Genomic DNA, 18819 nt, shown 5'->3' with positions numbered 1-18819 from the left:
ACTTAGGAGGCCCAGATACAAAACAATGGATATGATCACCTTCTCCAACTTCAAACAGGTGAACTGTAAATCCTTTATCTGCGGCAATCTGATGTACCAGTTCCTTCAAATATTTCTCTATTTCAGCAGAAAGTATCTTTCTTCTATATTTGACTGACCACACCACATGGTAATTAATATTATATACACATGTCCTTGAATGTATTAAATTTCTTTCATACTCATAATATATCATATGAGTAATTTTACTGCAATCAAAAATCGAATATTTGTTCTGTTATTACAAAACATGCCAGAGAGACCGTCTGCAATTTCACAAAATTGAATCTTTCGCCTTTCACGACGTCCCTCTGGCACTATAGAGCTTTCATCTCGGCAATTGAATTACCGAGGATTCCCGCTTTTTTATCCTAAACGTGAACCGCCCCTTTTTGTTGTTTGTATGCCAGGACGCGCTCTAAGGGGCGCTACTTATTTTTAATTATTTTAAATGTGCCCCTACGTGGCAAAGCTTGGAAAAGCAAATATCACACGTAAAAAAAGCGTGTGACTACATGTCAGATAAAAGAAAAAGCATTTTCCCACGTAAAAAATGCCGAAAACTACGTGTGAAAGGAAAGAAAATGAGATTTTTCACGTAAGGAACTCCTAAAGTACGTATTGAATGTGAGAAAAGTAATTATCCCACATAAAAAGGCGTTGCTCCATAGTGAATAGTCATCTATGGAGCAACGCCCCCCTTCGTGCGCGGGGAAGCTACAAAACAGTAGTTTCATCTCCGCGAACTGTGCATAAAAACTCCAGAATTTGGAATTTACAAATATTTCTTCAATGTCTCAACGCGGTCCAGTTTCTCCCACGGAAGTTCGATATCTGTGCGTCCGAAATGTCCGTATGCCGCAGTCTGCTTGTAGATCGGTCTTCTCAGATCCAGCATCTTGATGATTCCTGCCGGACGGAGATCGAAGTTCTCACGGATAATCTCTACCAGTTTCTCATCAGAGAGCTTACCGGTTCCAAATGTATCGATCATAATGGAAGTCGGGTATGCCACACCGATTGCGTAAGACAGCTGAATCTCACATTTTTTTGCAAGCCCTGCCGCAACAATGTTCTTTGCCACATAACGTGCTGCATATGCCGCAGAACGGTCTACCTTGGTGCAGTCCTTTCCGGAAAATGCTCCGCCGCCATGACGTGCCATTCCGCCGTAGGTATCTACAATAATCTTACGTCCTGTAAGTCCGCTGTCACCGTGTGGTCCGCCGATAACAAAGCGTCCGGTCGGATTGATGAAGAACTTGGTCTTCTCATCTGTCATTCCCTCTGGGATGATTGCATCAAATACGTACTTGCGAATGTCTTCATGAATCTGTTCCTGTGTTACATCCGGATCATGCTGTGTGGAAAGTACCACTGCATCCAGTCTGGACGGAACTCCGTTCTCATCATATTCTACAGTTACCTGTGTCTTTCCATCCGGTCTCAGATACGGAAGGGTTCCGTTTTTTCTCACTTCCGTCAGTCTTCTGGCAAGCTTGTGTGCCAGCGCGATCGGATACGGCATCAGCTCTTCCGTCTCGTCAGATGCATATCCGAACATCATACCCTGATCACCTGCTCCGATTGCATCCAGCTCTTCCTCTGACATCTTATTTTCCTTTGCCTCCAGTGCCTTGTCCACACCGAGTGCAATATCGGCAGACTGCTCATCAATCGCAGTGATCACACCACAGGTGTCTGCGTCAAATCCGAATTTTCCTCGTGTATACCCAATCTCTCTTACCGTATCACGCACAATTTTCTGAATATCCACGTAAGCCTTTGTAGTGATTTCCCCCATAACCATAACCAGACCTGTCGTCGTGCAGGTTTCGCATGCCACACGGCTCATTGGATCCTGCTCCATCAGCGCATCCAGAATTGCATCGGAAATCTGGTCGCACATCTTATCCGGGTGTCCTTCAGTTACAGATTCAGATGTAAATAATCTTTTTTCCATTTTATCCTCTCCTTATTTGTTCAAATGTGCCGCGGTGCATCCGCTGCGGCGTATGCGTCAGCTTTCTCTCATGATCTGGTCTGTATATTCTTGCTCTATGGAAACGCAGTTTCCTATAGAGCGAAAAAACAGCCCGCCATAAGCGGACTGTTCATATTTCATAACCAATCCTCTTATTGTTCGATTGCTCGCTCAGGTTGGCACCTTCCAGTCTTCTGGGGTTGCCGCGGCTTCACAGATCCTTTGTATCTCCACCGCTCTGAATAAGAGAAAGTCTGATATTTACTTGTTTCTCACGTACTCATCAAGTACAATAGCTACTCTACACCATATACTGACACAAGTCAATACACATTTTCCATTAGCTTACTTTCAGTTTGAATTTCTTAATATCCTTCTCACTTGCCACACGCTCGATCACAGCACCAAGGCTTCTAAGTTTCTCTTCAAATCTCTCATATCCTCTCTGGATATAAACGATATCATCTACAATCGTAATTCCTTCTGCCGCGAGCCCCGCGATACAAAGCGCTGCGCCGGCACGCAGATCCGGTGCACTGACCCGTGCTCCCGAGAATTTCGCCACGCCTTCTATCGTCGCAGAGTTGCCTTCTACCTTAGCATTGCCGCCCATTCTTGCCAGCTCATCCAGATATTTAAAACGATTCTCGAAAATACTCTCTGTAATAATACTTGTCCCTTTGCACAATGAAAGTGTGACACCAATCTGTGGCTGCATATCTGTCGGGAATCCCGGATACGGCAGAGTCTTCACATGCGTACAGGTCAGGCTTCCCTTGGAAACGACACGCACTGCATCATCGAATTCTTCCACTTCACAGCCAATCTCTACCAGCTTTGCGATGGTTGCTTCCAAATGCTTCGGAATAACATTCAGAACCGTCACATCTCCTTTGGTTGCCGCTGCCGCGAACATAAAAGTTCCTGCCTCTATCTGATCCGGAATAACAGAGTACTCTGTTCTGTGCAGTCTCTGAACCCCACGAATCTTGATAACATCAGTTCCTGCACCACGGATATTGGCGCCCATGCTGTTCAAAAAGTTTGCCACGTCAACAACATGTGGCTCTTTTGCCACATTTTCCATAATGGTCAGTCCCTCTGCCATCGCTGCCGCCATCATTACATTAATGGTAGCTCCGACGCTGACCACGTCAAAATAAATATGTTTTCCGACAAGCCGGTCAGCTTCTGCAATAATCTTTCCGTGTTCAATATCTACATCTGCACCCAGGGCACGGAATCCCTTGAGATGCTGGTCAATCGGTCTGCTTCCAATATTACAGCCGCCAGGAAGAGCTACTTCAGCTCTTTTATACTTTCCAAGAAGCGCACCTAACAGATAGTAGGATGCCCGAATCTTCTTAATGTAATCATATTCAATATCAAAATTTGTAATACCTTTTCCATTGATTCTTACCGTGTGACGATCTACACGGTGAACACTTGCTCCAATTCCGGAAATCGCATCCAGAAGTACGTTAATATCATTTACATCCGGCAGGTTATCAATCAATACCGTCTCATCTGTCATGATCGCTGCTGCAAGAATTGCCAGTGCTGCATTCTTAGCACCGCCGATCTCGACCTCACCGACGAGCGGATTGCCACCCTTTATAATATACTGCTCCATATTACACCTCTATTACTGTTCCAATTATATATACTCTCACCCTGCAGAACAATGTCTTGCGTTACTAGTATATCACACTTTTGTCAATTGTAAAATAATTTTTACAGGCACGTAAAATTTCTGTAACATTTTTCCAATTTTTATAAAGCGCCGGAAGTATTACTATCTATTTTACCCCTCCAACGCCTCCAACACTTTACCAATAGTTTCTTCTAATGTCAAGCCATCTTCGCAAACTGTGATATCTGCGTACTTCTCAAACAGGACTCTGCGCTCCTCATAGAGATCCTTCAGTGTCTGATTTTTCTTAAGAACTACTCCCCGTTTTTCCGCATCTCCGATTCTTCTGCTGATGGTATCATATGAAGTCTGCAGGTATACCACCGTTCCGATCTCTTTATAATGCCGCATGGCATTCTCACAGTACACCACGCTTCCTCCGGGAGAAATAACGGTATGAGACACCTTCACTTCCGCATTTACCCGATCTTCTATTTTTAGAAACCCGTCAATTCCCTCTTCTTTAATAATATCCTTTAACAGACAGCCTTCCTGTTCCTGTATCAGAAGGTCTGTGTCTATAAATCCATACCCAAGTCTCTTAGCTGTAACAACTCCGATTGTGCTTTTTCCTGATGCCGGCATTCCAATGAAAATAATATTGTCCATATCCCTATCCCGTCCTTCCTGATTTCATTTGCATCAGTATAGCACAGATTTTCAGAAAAAGGGAGACTTTCCGAAAAGGCTCCCTTTTTTGGATTCTCAGAAATATTTCCGGCGGTATTTTCTATGGTCACTTCTTCTTTTATACATCTCCTGATAGAGCATTACCTGTATCAGATCCCGAAGCCAGTCTCCGGGGTTTTCTTCCTTTTCCTTCGCCCTGTCATAGATCCGTCTTCCCATGAGCATGAGCTGCAGCTGATCCGGATACTCATCGTACATCATACTGCAGTCATATTCCATGCGGTCACACTCTTCTTCCACATAGGGCAGTACACGCTTTGCCGTCGCCGGATACATACTCTTCATGTATTCAAAATCCCGTCGGTCTATTCTTTCATCGTCATAGAGAAGCGGCATCGGATATGCCATATAATAGGGAAGTTTTATGTCCATTGGATTCTCTCCTTCGCCAATATCAATATCTGTGATTAGTATATGCAGAAAACTGCAGACCGTGCCAATACAGGCAGTCGGTCTGCAGTCTCCAGGTTCACTATTTTATTCTTCCCAGGAAAGTCTGTGCAGGTTTCCTTTCAGATTCATTCCTTCGAAATGATTCTGGCGCAATGCTTCATACAAAATAACGGCCACTGAATTACCAAGGTTCAGAGAACGTATGTCCCCAATCATCGGTATCCGCACACTGTCTTCCTTATGTTTCACCAGTATTTCCTCCGGTATTCCCGCGCTTTCCTTTCCGAACATAATATAACAGTCCGGTTCATAATTCACTTCTGTATACACGTTCGGTGCTTTCGTCGTCGCCATGTAAATCTTTGCACCCGGGTTCTTCTCCATAAAATCATTGAAATCAATGTAAGTCCGTACATCCAGATCCTTCCAGTAATCCATTCCTGCACGCTTCAGACTTTTCTCATCCAGCCGGAATCCCAGCGGCTCTATCAGGTGAAGGCGCGTACCCGTCGCTACACAGGTACGCCCAATGTTCCCCGTATTGGCCGGAATTTCCGGTTCATGCAATACGATATTCAGCATATGCCCTGCCACTCCTTCTTATTCGTTACGCAACCGTCCTATGAAATTTCCAAGGCGCCTCAATGCTTCTTTCAGTTCATCCAGAGAATATGCATAGGAAATACGGATGAATCCTTCTCCGCTGTCACCGAATGCTGTTCCGGGAACAACTGCAACCTTCTCCTCCCGCAGGAAACGGGTAGCAAATTCTTCGGAAGTCATACCAAATTCCTTGATGCACGGAAATACATAAAATGCCCCGTAAGGTTCAAAACACTCCAGCTTCATGCGCTTGAACTCATGCATGAGGAAACGCCGCCTCTGGTTATACGCCTCACGCATGCTCTGCACTTCGCCTTCACAGTGACGCAATCCCTCGACAGCCGCATACTGGCTGTTGGTAGGAGCGCACATGATTGCATACTGATGGATTTTCAGCATCTGCTTTATTATCACTTCCGGTCCGCACACATAGCCGAGACGCCAGCCCGTCATTGCAAATCCCTTGGAAAATCCGTTGATCACAATCGTACGTTCCTTCATTCCCGGGAAGGATGCAATGGATACGTGAGGCTTTCCATAGGTAAGCTCTGAATAAATCTCATCAGAAAGCACATATATATCATGCTTTTTCACTACCTCAGCAATCGGTTCCAGCTCTTCTTTCGTCATGACTGCACCGGTCGGATTATTCGGAAACGGCAAAACCAGAATTTTTGTCTTTGGCGTAATAGCTGCCTCTACTTCTTCTGCTGTCAGCTTAAAATCATTCTTCTGCTGAAGCGGTATGATAACCGGGGTCCCTCCGGCCAGAAATGCACATGGTTCATACGATACATAACATGGCTGCGGAATCAGCACCTCATCTCCCGGATCCAGCATGGCACGAAAGGCAATATCTATTCCCTCACTGCCGCCAACGGTTACAATAACTTCTTTATCCGGGTCAAAAGTCACATTAATCTTTCTTTCCTGATATTTACATATCTCTTCCTTCAAAGGCTTTAGTCCTGCATTGGATGTATAAAAAGTTCTTCCTCTCTCCAGGGAATAAATACCTTCCTCCCGGATCCTCCACGGCGTATCAAAATCCGGTTCTCCCACACCAAGGGAAATTGCATCCTTCATCTCGCTCACAATATCAAAAAACTTACGGATTCCGGATGGTTTTACTTCTGTTATTTTCTGTGATAATGGATTTCTCATTACGGTGTCACCAGCATCCTTTCTTCTTTCATCTTTCTTCCCATAACCGTGCCGTGGTCCTTATATTTTTTCAGAATAAAATGAGTAGCGGTACTGATAACCGGCTCAATAGATGAAAGTTTCTCGGATACGAAACGGGAAACCTCCTGCAGAGTCCTTCCTTCCATGGACACAAGCAGATCATATGCTCCCGAGATCAGATAAACGGCCGTCACCTCCGGATAGTTATAAATTCTTTCAGCTACTTTATCAAATCCATCGTTTCTCTGAGGTGTGACCCTCACTTCAATAAGTGCATTTACAAGTTCTACTCCAGCCTTATCCCAATCAATCAGCGTATGATATCCGCAGATAATCTTTTCCTGCTCCATAGTTGCCACTTCATTCATGATTGTCACCTCATCGGTGCCCAGCAGTACTGCCAGCTCCTTCAGATCAATTCTGCTGTTTGTTTCCAGATACCGCAGTATCTGTCTTCTGTTTTCATTCATTTCTTTTCCTCCTGTTGTCTAAGTTTTCTATAGAGTAAAAAAGGGATCACTGCCGTGACCCCGCATCTTCCAAGAATATCTTCGTCAGTTCATCCGGTGCCGGACGGTCAATATACCGCATGTCCTCACCGTTATGAATGACTTTGTCATTGCCATTATTCAGGCGCCCTATCACAGACGCCGTTATGCCATCCTGTACAAGCGCATCTGCCAGTTCCTCTCCCCGGTTCGTCAGCATCAGCATACACCCATGTGATGTGAGCTGATACGGATTAAGGCGAAAATGTTCACAGACCTCTATGGTCTCCTGTTTAATAGATATCTTCTTCATATCCACAGAAAGGCCCATGCCCGTTTCCTGCGCCAGATAATGAAGGGACGCAAGTATGCCTCCTTCACCGATCTGACGTATGACAGACACGCCCATGGCTTTTGCAACGGCAATTTCCCGAAGTGCAAAAATCTGGGGTGTGTATGATTTTATCTGGTTCAAAAATACAGGGGTAAATCTCGCGGCGAGAACCGCTTCCTTTTCTGCTGCAATTCTCAGCATTCCTTCAAGACCGACCCACTTCGTCAGGACAATGTCCCATCCGGCTCGCGCCGTCAGCGTCGCATCGGCAAGGAGCGCCTCATCCGCCGCTCCCGCCGCCGTTACTGTAATAAAAGGCAGCGCCGCCTCACATCCGACAGTCCCCTCTACATGCAGAGATTCTACCGGAAGCGCCTTCGCCGCTCGCTCCATCTCTTTTTTCATGGAAATGATCTCAGATTTCTGCATAGAAAACGGCAGTGTGATCTTCGCATCTATCAAACACTTTTCCACTCCCCTGGATGCCATCTGATTCACAGCGGATGCCATGGCAAATACACCGAGGTCTTTCTGATATCCATAGAAAGAATCGGTGTACCAAACCCAGTGTTTGTCTGTCCGTAACATCGTGTGCATCATTTTCCTGTTCCTCCTGCTATGACTCGTCGCTCTCCTCTTCTTCATTGTCATCCTCTGAATAACTCTGATCATAGGAGGCCGCCTGATTAATAGCATTCATGATCTGTTCATAATTCTGGGATGCGATTGCTGTGCTGATCGCTCCGGATGCTGCTCCCGCTCCCTTTGTTCCCACTTCTATAATCTCATCGGATTTCGAATAGTAGCTGGTATTGAACTCTTCCCTGCTTACTTCTTTTCCGTCTTTGTAAATAATCTTCCAGAGTCTGGCTTCTTTTCCCGCATGTGGATTTCCGGTATACTGCATCTGTCCAAGCGGCAGTTCCGGATTTTCCTGGTATACTACCGTATATTCCTCTGTACTGACCGTTTCACTTTCAAAATCAATCTTCCTGTTCTTCGGTCTCGTCTCTTTTCCGTAAATCGTAAAAATCAGCTGATTCGCTCCGTCAATCGTCCCATAGATATATACCGGTGCATCATAAGGATTCTTGAACCGGAAATCCATATATCCACCAGCGATAGCCGCATCTCTTGAAGGTTCGACATAGGCCACCGTCATGGAATGCGGATACCGCTCCAGAATCTCCAGCTCCGCATAAATAGCCGCGTTATATAATGTGGAAGACACCTGACAGATGCCGCCTCCAAAGGCAGGTACAATCTGTCCGTTCTCATAGGCTCCCGCCTCCACATAACCGTGCTCCTCATCATAAGGAGCTGTGGTATCATAAACCGAAAGTTCTTCTCCCGGCATCAGGACAACTCCATTCAGCTTACCAACTCCCGTCTTCAGATTCTGCCACCGTTCTCCTCCGCCTGCATCGGTAGAGAAAGTACCCAGTTCATCCTGAATCTGTTCCAGATCGGCTTCTGTGATCCGGGGCATATCTTTCTTCAGAACCATCTCCACTGAAAAATCCTCATGATCCCACTCCTGATTCAGATGAGTCGTTATCTTTTCCAAAGATTCCGCAACATTAACCGTCTTTCCTTCTTTTTCCGCCTCAATCTCAAATCCGTTAACGGTCTTTCGAATGGCAGCATCCACAGCTCCATTTTCCAGAGGAATCACTTTCTCTTCAAATACCGCATCCGCCGATTCCTTATCAAGGACAAAGGTTTCTTTTATAACTAACGGCTTCTTCACAAGCTTCTTCATCTGCCGATAGCGTCTCCACATACTTCCTTTTTTTCCGTAATCTACAGCCTCCTGAATCAACTTGTCCATTCCTTTTACAGAAAGTCCCAGTTCTTTCAAAGTCGTTTCCGTATTCTTCTCTCCCACCATCATGGTAAGAATCGTCGCACGGTCTTCTTTCAGATGCTTTTCCATGACTTCCTCAGCCTTCTCTGCTGTCATCCCCGAAACATCCACATTGCCAATGAAAACATTGTCACAGATCTCCGTTTCCTTCACCTGTCTGACATAATTCCTGAGAGCCAGATACGACCCGGCAAATACAAAAATCACCATCGCAGATATCAGAATAAAAAGCGCCTGCATCTGCCGCTTTCTGCGCAGACTGACCCGTCTGCTTATTTTCCTTCTCCTATCCGCCGCCATATGCTTACACCCCGCTCATTTCCCCCGCTTAAAACAACAATGCCGGAATAATAGTAGTCGCAACCATCGCCACAACTACGACGATCACGATAATCGATACAATTCTTCTCGTTTTTTTATCATTAAAATTCATTTTAATCGCCTCTTTCGCTGCCTGTTTTATCATTTTAAACTGTTTATGATACTTTTGCAATACCGAGTATCGACCTTTGCCGTTCTTGCTTCCTTCGTCAGCGGATTTCTGACGGCATAATCAAAAAGTATCATTTCCTCCAGATGCGGAAAATATTCCAGATGGGTCATCCTTCTCACCTGGTTCCGGTCATATTTCCCGTAATCCGGTAAATACCGGCGGCTTTCCGCCTCCTCTTCATAAAATAGCCGCACCTCTTCCCTGCTCAGCTGATATTCTCCCGCAAATTCCGGTCGGGTCTTTGCATTCTCCCGCAGATAATAATCATAGATCAGAAGTTCTCGATAAATCTCTGCATTCTCCGGTTTCTTCTTTTGGATAAATTCTAAAAGTATTTCGTATCTGGACGCTCTGGCATGGCTGACTTTATGAAGGCCGCATACTGTATAATATTCCGCCAGCTCCCGGTACATTCCAAACGCAGAAGAAAATTCTTCCTCCAGCTTCCGGATCGTCCTCGAAAATTGTCCGCTGTTGTAATATATTTCCACCATTTCCTCTACCCCTTTCAGGCAGAGAACATCGTCATAAGAGAGCCATTTAGTACAAAGAACTTCATAGGGCGGCGTATCCTTACAGATCAGGCCATATGCTTCTTGGTTCTGCTCCATGAAGGAGCCCTTCAGCACCTTCAGAAATCCCAGCTGAAGCTGCTCCGGTTTCAATGCATAAACATCATTAAATGACTCCTCAAACCTCTTCAGGTTCTCATATGGCAATCCTGCGATCAGATCAAGATGCTGATGGACATTTCCGTTTTTCCCGACGGAACGCACTGCCTCCGCCACTTTCCCAAACTTCATGGTACGCCTGATCTCCCGGATCGTTTCAGGACAGGTGGACTGCACACCGATTTCCAGCTGAATCAATCCCGGACGCATAGACTGGATCATCGCAATCTCTTCCTCATTCAGCAGATCCGCCGATATTTCAAAATGAAAATTCGTGATTCCCCTGTCATGCTCTGTTATATATTTCCATATTTCCATGGCATGTGTGTGACTGCAGTTAAAAGTCCGATCCACGAATTTTACCTGCGGCACCTCCCGGTCAATGAAAAACTGCAATTCCTTCTTCACCAGTTCTACATCCCGGAACCGAAGTTTCTTATCTACTGATGAGAGACAGTAGCTGCAGGAAAACGGACACCCCCTGCTGCTTTCATAATATATGATTTTGTTTGCGAAATCTGTCATATCCTGGTAGATAAACGGAACTTTATTCAAATCCATCACTTCACGCCAGGGACGTTCTATAATCCTTCCCTCCTCATCGCGAAACGTGATGCCCGTCATCTCCTGTTTACATTCTCCCAACACAAGACGGGCGAAAGTCTCCTCTCCCTCTCCCTTCATCACACCGGTCACCTCCGGCAGCTCCTCCAGTACACGAACGGCATCATAAGACACCTCCGGCCCTCCAAGCCATATCCCGGCATCCGGCAGAATCTTGGCCACCTCACGCACGATCTCTCTTACATACTGTATATTCCAGATATAGCATGAGAAACACAGCATGTCCGGATGACGCCTGTAAATATCCATCAGTATCTCGTCCGTCTGCTGATTAATGGTATATTCCGCAATATCAATTTTTACTTTTTCTTCATCGTCTTCTTTATTCTCTCCTGCATTCTTTCTCTCCAGGCACTCATTTGCATAGGCCCTCAGACTGTAAACTGCCAGATTAGAATGAATGTATTTTGCATTAATTGCCGTTAATAATATCTTTTTTGTTTCCATAGTACTTGTTATTCTACAATAATTTTATAACTTTTACAATTGATGTTCTGCTTCCATTGACATTTTCGCAAAAACAGGTTACAATATAGACTCGTGCAGCCGGGGTGCTAGCGGTACCTTGTACCTGCAATCCGCTACAGCAGGGGTGATATTGCGCAGAGGGCGAAAGCTGGTAAAGCTGCCTTTGGTAAGTGACGTTGATGTTTGGGTCTCACGCGACGGGAATCCGTGAATCGTGTCAGGTCGGGAACGAAGCAGCACTAAGCGGAACCTTCCGGGTGCCGTGAGGGTGCCTGGGCTGAGTTAACTGCCAGAGTAACGTTTATTGGCCAAGTTCGAAGCGCAATGCACGAAAAAAAGGATTTTAACGGAGAGTGTATTTTAATTCTGCACTTCTCCGTTATTTTTTTCCGTTTTCTTTCTCATTCTGAGTTCTTTAAAGAACTGTTTCATTAATCCACTGCATTCTTCCTCCAGAACTCCCGTGGTAAGTTCTACCTGATGATTGAACTCCTGCATATCCAGAAGATTTAAAACCGACCCCGCACATCCAGCTTTGGGATTCATACACCCTACTACCACTCTGGTCATCCGGGACTGCACAATAGCACCGGCACACATCTGGCATGGCTCCAGAGTGACATACATGGTACAGCCCTCCAGCCGCCAGTCTCCTATTTTGCGGCTTGCTTTTCGAATGGCCGCAATCTCCGCATGTGCCAGTGTGTTTTTATCCGTATTCCGTCTGTTATATCCCCGCCCGATTATCTTTCCCTCATAAACGATGACACATCCAATGGGCGTCTCATCCAGAGCATACGCCTTCTTCGCCTGCTTTATCGCTTCTTTCATATATTTTTCATCTGTTGTGTACACTAAAAGCCACTCCCTTCTCCCGGGTTCAATCTTTGTCTCCTCTGCGGCGCACTTTCCTGCACCAGTAGCCAAAATCCTCTCCCCAGTCTTCTTCCCCCATAGTTTTCCCGGCTATATCTTCTCCTAATTCTTCCTTCAGACGGACAAATCTGGAAAAGCCAAAGCTTTCCGCCGCCTTTGCCTCCCGCCGATGATAAATGCCCGGAACTCCCAGCCACAACACATCACCCTCGTCCAGAAGAATCAGATGATGATAATTATGGCATCCATGCAGCAGAAAGCTGTTGTTGGCAAGCCTCCACTCACAGCGCGGAAGTCTGGCAATGTCCTGACGGCAGATTTTCTCCACACGGGGAGTGCTCGGCGGCAGATATGTATCCACCTCTGTTTCTTCCATAACCATATCTTCCTGTCGGGATTCCTTCGGTTCTTCCGAAACTTCCTTTACGGATTCTCCTGAAGGTGCTCCCTCAGTTCTTTCTTCCGCAGGTTCTCTCACCGGTGCCTCTGCATCCTTCTCCGGTGACGCTTTCACCCGGTCTTCAGTGGTCTGCTCGCGCCACTCTACCATGCCATCCACATCCACCGGCATATCATCCCATCCGGCAGCAAACTTCCGTTTTCCTTCGTGCTCCAGAATCACTCCGTCAATCCACGGATAATATTCCGGTTTTCCCGTATCTTCCGCCGTAAAGGCCAGTCGATAATTCACCGCCGGATTGATCTGCTCGATATCTCCCTGCCAGATCCCCCGGCAGACGCCATTTTCACGGAAGAAAATATACAATCGCAGCTTTCGCTCTCCCGACAGCCGTAGTCCTTTCCCGTGAATGTGCACGACGGTGGAAGTATCATCCTGATCCACCCGGACAAATCCCACATTCCGTGCTCTCTGCCCATCCCGGTATTCATATAAGTAGCGAATAAATCGTTTCAAATTACCACATCCATTCCTGTGTTATTCATCACAATCTATTCGCTACCCGTTCCTAAAATTCCTATATTATTGCTTTTAATTCCTGATAAAACCGCTTGGCATAGCTATCCGTCATTCCACAGATATAATCTGTCACCAGAAGAAGCCTCAGATACAGCTTTTCCACATCATCCTTGCCTCTTGCATGATAGTGGTATGCATTTTTATAATTACTGGAAATGAAAGACACCATCCGCTGATCAATGGCATTCATCTCCTCCTCTTTGTCGTCATATCCGATTACCGCACCTACAAACCGGTCCATCAGATAGTCTATCATAACAGCTTCCGTCACTTCCATACGATAAATGGCCTCTGAGGTGAATACCCGGCGATATGCCATATCTCCCAACAGATCCATCAGACGCTGAGCATAGGTCTGATAAAACAGATCATGCTTATAGGTTCCCGCCATAATGGCCTCATAATTTGATGTAAATCCATAAGTTGCACAGGTAATCAAAAATCCCTGCACCCGGACGATCCAGTTCTTTATGGCATATTCCTCCGGACTTTCCATATGCAGATACCTTCCCCTGTCATAAAGCTCCTTTAGTTTTCCCGACGGACTGAAGCTGTTTCCCTCCTGGGCATAGCGCTCCTCCATTTCCGTCAACTCTTCCAGCAAATCATGATAAGAAATAAATCCCTTTACAAAGGCATCCTCGATATCAGCCGTCTTGTAAGCGATATCATCCGCCGCCTCCAGAATAAATGTAAGAGGATGTCTGCAGCCGTTGGTTCCGGTTGCTTCTTCAATTTCCCGGAACATTTCCTCATCCGCATAATAGTATCCCAGCTTTTTATCCTTAATATCCCCTGATCTTGTATTAATCTCCAGGGAAGACACCGGATACTTGATCATCGTACTGAGCAGAGCATAAGTCAGATTCATTCCCCGCTCGTCCACCAGAAAATGCAGCTTCGTCACAAGCCTGAATGCCTGCGCATTTCCTTCAAAATGATAAAAATCCTCCCGCATCTGAGGTGTCAGCACCTCAGAAACAGGCTTTCCGCGATAAGTCAGCTTCGAAAGATTCCTTCCGAACCAGTCGCGGATCGCTTCCTCACCAAAATGTCCGAATGGCGGATTGCCAATATCATGTATCAGTCCCGCACATTGCAGAATGTTGCAGATATCTTCCTTCATCTGCACTGTAAAATCCGGATCTTTCCTGTATGCAAGAATATTTTCTCCAATGTTCTGTCCCAGAGATTTCGCAAAGGAAGACACCTCCAGGGAGTGAGTCAGTCTGGTACGAATGAAATCACTTTTATCCAGAGGAAATACCTGCGTCTTGTCCTGCAGCCGCCGAAAAGATGCGCTGCCGATAATCCGGTGGTAATCCTTCTCAAATTCACTGCGAAGATCGGTAGCCCTTGTATATCTGGTCTTACCCGATCCGTTTCTTTTTCTCTTCGTTGATAATAATTGTTCCCAGTTCAATCCTTACCAGACTCCTTTGTATGCCGTATTAATCCAGATAAATCGGCGGTTCGTAATCCTTGCCAAGCAGAGCTTTCTTGCGCTCCTGATATCCCAGGAATGCCCACTCTGTCATATCTGTCCACTGATGATTGCTTCTGTCATATACCTGTACATAACCAATCCGCTTCGGATGCATCCTCACACTGTTAGTCTCATACTCATGACCGGTATATGGATTCCGCTCGCCTCTCTCCAGATCTTCTTCATCCTCTCCGGAATCTCCGGGCATCATCTCTATAACCTCTTCCTCCATCACCGGCTCTTCCTGCATCACCGGCTCTTCCTGCATCACACCGCTGACATCTGAAGCCTGTTCCACAGGATTCTCTGCCCACTCATTAAATTCTTCTTCCACTTTTGGCTCTGTATATACCGTACGGGGCTCTTCCTGTTTTGCCTTTTTCGGGCGGCGCTGGAACATGGCACGCCATCCCCGTGCCTTCTTCTCTTCATGTTTTTCTTCATGTTTTTCCGGCTCCGGCTGTGGTTCTGCTTCCTGCACTACTGCCTGCTCCTGCAGCTCTTCATTAGTTTCTGTTTCTGCAGGCTCCTCTGTAAAGTTTTCTGTTTCTTCCGCGGATGGTTCTGTAAAGTTTTCTGTTTCCTCTATACTTTCTTCTATGATCTCTTCCTGATTCTCTGCAGATTCCTCAACAGCTTCTGCAAGTGCTTCCTCCGTTTCAGCGGATACTTCCTCTGAAAATTCTACCTCTTCGTTCACTGGCTCCGAAGCTTCTGCTCTCTCAGCTTCATGGAAGTTTTCGTCCGCCTGGCTATCAAATTCAGCTGCCATTTCTTCTGCGGACTGCTCAGTCTCCTGATCATCCTCCTCGACTGCTTTGTTAAGGCTCTCCAGTTCCTCGAGTCTGACATGGATATCTACCAGCTCTCCTATGGTCATATCTCTTTCTGACTCCGTAACCTTAGGTGCAATCGTATCGTCTGCAGTCTCCTTCTCTGATTCTGCCGCTTCCGGCATTTCCACCTTCTTCGCCTTCCGCTCTTTCGCTCTGGCAAGCCTGGACAATTCATGTGCTGTAGGCACAACATCCTCTATATTAGATGCCCGCTCTACCTCATTGATATCCGCCAGAATACTCAACTGGAACGGACATCCCAGGATATCCGCTATCATACGCATATCCTGCTCCTGGAAATTGTCACGTCCAAGCCTCTGTGTCAGATTCTGGCGGGACATCTTCTTGCCAGTCCTCTCTTCAATTATCTCTGCGAGTTCCTTGATTGTCATGCCTTTCCGGCTTAAGATAATTTTGACTTGCTCTCCGAATGTAAGATCTAACATGATTCTCCTCCTTATTCAATTACATATACTCACCCTACAGATTTATGTTTGTAAACTTTATAATTTCTTCATAAACCTATATTTTTCCCTCTTATTATTTTAGCAAAACTCTTTTCGTTCGTCAATGCTATACTTTTACACTCTTAATGTGCATTTACAGCATTTCTATATGAAGCTTCTCTGCAAATATTTTTTCTGTACTGCACACTGCGATGCGCGCCTCCCGGTTCAGTTCCGGATATTCCTTATAGTAATAATCCCTTGCCATTTCAACGGGTTTCTTCATCAGTACAGGGACATCCTTTTCATCAAATCCAATCTCAAAGCTTCTCATATCCAGCCCCATTCCCAGTCTGGTCGCCTTCATAAAGCTTTCCTTCAACACCCAGTAACGGTAAAATGCCTGATTACGTTCTTCTCCCTCCGGCCTTCCCATAATATACCCCGCCTCTGCCGGACAGAAGAAACGGCGGGCAATTTTCTCACCCGCTGTGCCAACCATTTCTACATCGCATCCCAGCTTCACCTGTTTTTTCCCCGTATCCTCCACGGAACACAGTACATACTTCCCGGAATGAGACAGATTAAACACTGCCTCATCATCAATCTCATAAGTTTCCTGCATCCGCTGGTACAGCACCCATGCTCCGATGCTCTGCGCCCTGTCCCGTTCAAACCGGATCCGATCTGCCTTATTCTGGCGAAACTGAGGTACCGTATTATAATATTTCTGATAAATTTCTTCCTCAAGAAGCGGAGTAATGTCCGCCGCCCATGTCTGAATCATCCTGATTTTCCATATCCTTTCTTTTCCGGCACGCCTCAGCGTACCTGCTGCGAGACAGACGTCTCATCTGCGTTCATGATGATCTTTCTGCCGCTTCTGTCAGCACTTCATTCCATCGCTGAATCGTTTCTTCCTCTATCTTCAACATTTCACGATCATAAGTATAAAAACCATTCACTTCCTCTTCAATATCCGAAAGCTGTGTGTAGATTAACACATCGATTCCTTTTCGCACATTCGGAAGGATTTCATTTTCCATCAGCTTTTCGTACCCTTTTGTAATCTCCTGCTTCCCGTGAAATGTCCGGTATCCGTACACTTTTTCATACATGCTGTGTCCAGGGACATTCCAGGAATAGCCGCCAAATTCCGTAAGTGCCGCCACTCTCTGTTCCGGTTTCCATTTTAAAGAGAAGAAGTATTCATGAATGCTCAGGAAATCTCCGCCTTTCTGGTCAAACCATCCACTGGCCTGGTCGATTAACCGGGTGGCGTCCTGCTCCCTGGCAATCCGGGTCATCCGTTCTGCGTCGAACTGTCCCCATCCTTCATTGAAAATAACCCATGTCACAATAGAAGGATGATTATAAAGAACCCGTATCGTTTCCTTCATCTCGGCGACAAACTGCTGCCGTCCTTTCTCATGTCTCCTGGATAAAAGACCATAGGTCCAGTCTCCCGGGCGAATATTCAGCCGTTTAATCGCCGTTGCCAGATAGGTAACATACCATTGATGATAGCCGGTTCCTCCACATACCATGTCCTGCCAGACCAGCATCCCCAGCCGGTCGCAATGATAATACCATCGTTCAGGCTCTATCTTAATGTGCTTTCGAAGCATGTTAAATCCCAGCCGTTTCATTTCTGCAATATCAAATATCAAGGCTTCATCCGTGGGAGCCGTATACAGGCCATCCGGCCAGTATCCCTGATCCAGCACTCCTTTTTGAAAACATCTCTGATTATTCAGCATAACTCTTGGAATTCCATCTCTGTCTTTAGAAACGGATATCTTTCTCATCGCAAAATATCCCGTAACTACATCCTGCTCCATCTGAACTCTGATGCTGTAAAGGAAGGGATCTTCCGGACTCCATGGATGCATGTCCGGAACCGGAATACGGATTACCTGCCCGATGCTTCCTTCCACCTCCATTGCCTGTGTTTCTTCTGACCAGATTCTAATAGACACTCTCCTTTTATCTCCGGTCACATCCGCGCTGCCTGCGGCTATTATCTCCACAGCAACAGCCCTCTCATCATAGAGAGGCGTAATCTTCATCCTCTCAATATATTTCTCAGGAACCTCTTCCATCCATACCGTCTGCCAGATACCGCTCTGCGCCGTATAGAACATTCCGCCCCGCTCCAGCTTCTGCTTTCCCCGGCTATAATAAGAATGATCTGTAAAATCCCGGACAATCACAACCAGCTCATTCTCTCCATCCGTCAGAGCTTCCGTCACATCCGCCGAAAACGGCAGGTATCCTCCCAAATGCCTGCACACCAGCTTACCGTTCACATAGACAGCAGCAAACTGATCCACTGCCCCAAAATGAAGAAGCCAGCGGCTGCGGTCTCCCTCTTCCTGATGTCCACGCACTTTGGCTGGCAATATTCTTCTATACCACAGAAACTGTCCCGGCTTAAGCTGCCTCTCCACACCTGAGAGCGGAGCCTCCGGGGAAAAAGGCACCAGAATCTTACCGTCGTACTGCTCCGGCTTTTCTTTATCATTCGTAATCGCGTAATCCCACATACCATTCAGATTCACGTAGCTCTCCCGGACCATGGAAGGTCTCGGATACTCCATATGCACCCGATCCGGATGCTCTCTGACCTCTTTTGTCCATCTGGTTTCCAGCATTTTCATTCTA

The 18819-nt window shown here is 46.1% G+C and carries 17 protein-coding genes, 1 other RNA gene and 1 riboswitch; of the genes, 1 reads left to right on the top strand and 17 read right to left on the bottom strand.

Annotated features, from left to right (window positions below):
• The 11 genes from tnpA to ACQRCC_RS08220 form a co-directional block, all read right to left on the bottom strand.
• Positions 1 to 235, bottom strand: a 235-nt coding sequence (gene tnpA / locus ACQRCC_RS08270) for an IS200/IS605 family transposase (protein WP_427850334.1), incomplete at its 3' end; no start/stop codon positions are given.
• A 579-nt stretch (positions 236 to 814) separates the two neighbouring features.
• On the bottom strand, positions 815 to 2002 hold the full coding sequence (metK, locus tag ACQRCC_RS08265; protein WP_427850333.1) for a methionine adenosyltransferase: 1188 nt from the start codon (positions 2000 to 2002) through the stop codon (positions 815 to 817).
• A 170-nt stretch (positions 2003 to 2172) separates the two neighbouring features.
• Positions 2173 to 2272, bottom strand: a riboswitch (SAM riboswitch).
• 91 nt (positions 2273 to 2363) lie between these two features.
• Positions 2364 to 3656, bottom strand: a complete 1293-nt coding sequence (locus ACQRCC_RS08260) for a UDP-N-acetylglucosamine 1-carboxyvinyltransferase (RefSeq protein WP_427850332.1) — start codon at positions 3654 to 3656, stop codon at positions 2364 to 2366.
• Between the two features lie 171 nt (positions 3657 to 3827).
• Entirely contained in the window at positions 3828 to 4325 is a 498-nt protein-coding gene (locus ACQRCC_RS08255) for a shikimate kinase (protein ID WP_427850331.1), read from the bottom strand.
• Between the two features lie 96 nt (positions 4326 to 4421).
• Entirely contained in the window at positions 4422 to 4778 is a 357-nt protein-coding gene (locus ACQRCC_RS08250; protein ID WP_427850330.1) for a hypothetical protein, read from the bottom strand.
• 105 nt (positions 4779 to 4883) lie between these two features.
• Positions 4884 to 5381 carry a tRNA (cytidine(34)-2'-O)-methyltransferase gene (locus ACQRCC_RS08245; RefSeq protein WP_427850329.1) on the bottom strand — a complete coding sequence of 166 codons (498 nt, stop codon included), beginning with the start codon at positions 5379 to 5381 and terminating at the stop codon, positions 4884 to 4886.
• A gap of 18 nt (positions 5382 to 5399) precedes the next feature.
• Entirely contained in the window at positions 5400 to 6566 is a 1167-nt protein-coding gene (locus ACQRCC_RS08240) for a pyridoxal phosphate-dependent aminotransferase (protein ID WP_427850328.1), read from the bottom strand.
• The gene (locus ACQRCC_RS08235) at positions 6566 to 7057 is read right to left on the bottom strand and encodes an Lrp/AsnC family transcriptional regulator (RefSeq protein WP_427850327.1); all 492 of its coding nucleotides are present in this window, start codon (positions 7055 to 7057) and stop codon (positions 6566 to 6568) included. Before ACQRCC_RS08235 ends, ACQRCC_RS08240 begins: the two co-directional genes overlap by 1 nt.
• Before the next feature lie 46 nt (positions 7058 to 7103).
• Positions 7104 to 8009, bottom strand: coding sequence for an AIR synthase-related protein (locus tag ACQRCC_RS08230; protein WP_427850326.1), 906 nt, complete (start codon positions 8007 to 8009; stop codon positions 7104 to 7106).
• Positions 8010 to 8025: 16 nt separating this feature from the next.
• A complete protein-coding gene (locus ACQRCC_RS08225; protein ID WP_427850325.1) occupies positions 8026 to 9576 on the bottom strand; it encodes a VanW family protein in 1551 nt (516 codons plus the stop codon).
• 162 nt (positions 9577 to 9738) lie between these two features.
• The gene (locus tag ACQRCC_RS08220) at positions 9739 to 11511 is read right to left on the bottom strand and encodes a B12-binding domain-containing radical SAM protein (RefSeq protein WP_427850324.1); all 1773 of its coding nucleotides are present in this window, start codon (positions 11509 to 11511) and stop codon (positions 9739 to 9741) included.
• Between the two features lie 91 nt (positions 11512 to 11602).
• Here ACQRCC_RS08220 and ffs point away from each other — a divergent pair.
• Positions 11603 to 11864, top strand: an RNA gene (ffs, locus tag ACQRCC_RS08215) — signal recognition particle sRNA large type.
• Positions 11865 to 11892: 28 nt separating this feature from the next.
• Here the strand turns inward: ffs and tadA are convergent.
• From tadA to ACQRCC_RS08185, 6 genes are all read right to left on the bottom strand, one after another.
• A complete protein-coding gene (tadA, locus tag ACQRCC_RS08210) occupies positions 11893 to 12387 on the bottom strand; it encodes a tRNA adenosine(34) deaminase TadA (protein ID WP_427850323.1) in 495 nt (164 codons plus the stop codon).
• Between the two features lie 25 nt (positions 12388 to 12412).
• Complete coding sequence (locus ACQRCC_RS08205; protein ID WP_427850322.1) at positions 12413 to 13324, bottom strand: hypothetical protein; 912 nt, start codon at positions 13322 to 13324, stop codon at positions 12413 to 12415.
• Between the two features lie 61 nt (positions 13325 to 13385).
• A complete protein-coding gene (locus ACQRCC_RS08200; protein WP_427850321.1) occupies positions 13386 to 14810 on the bottom strand; it encodes a deoxyguanosinetriphosphate triphosphohydrolase in 1425 nt (474 codons plus the stop codon).
• A 28-nt stretch (positions 14811 to 14838) separates the two neighbouring features.
• Entirely contained in the window at positions 14839 to 16155 is a 1317-nt protein-coding gene (locus ACQRCC_RS08195; protein ID WP_427850320.1) for a hypothetical protein, read from the bottom strand.
• 154 nt (positions 16156 to 16309) lie between these two features.
• A complete protein-coding gene (locus ACQRCC_RS08190) occupies positions 16310 to 16942 on the bottom strand; it encodes a 4'-phosphopantetheinyl transferase family protein (protein WP_427850319.1) in 633 nt (210 codons plus the stop codon).
• A 73-nt stretch (positions 16943 to 17015) separates the two neighbouring features.
• On the bottom strand, positions 17016 to 18815 hold the full coding sequence (locus ACQRCC_RS08185; RefSeq protein WP_427850318.1) for a glycoside hydrolase family 2 protein: 1800 nt from the start codon (positions 18813 to 18815) through the stop codon (positions 17016 to 17018).
• Positions 18816 to 18819: the final 4 nt, after the last annotated feature.

This window comes from Sporofaciens sp. SGI.106 (assembly GCF_050314255.1).
In the GTDB taxonomy this organism is placed as follows: domain Bacteria; phylum Bacillota; class Clostridia; order Lachnospirales; family Lachnospiraceae; genus Claveliimonas.
Note: the sequence above shows the minus strand (reverse complement) of the source record. Positions and strands in the feature narration are given on the sequence as shown.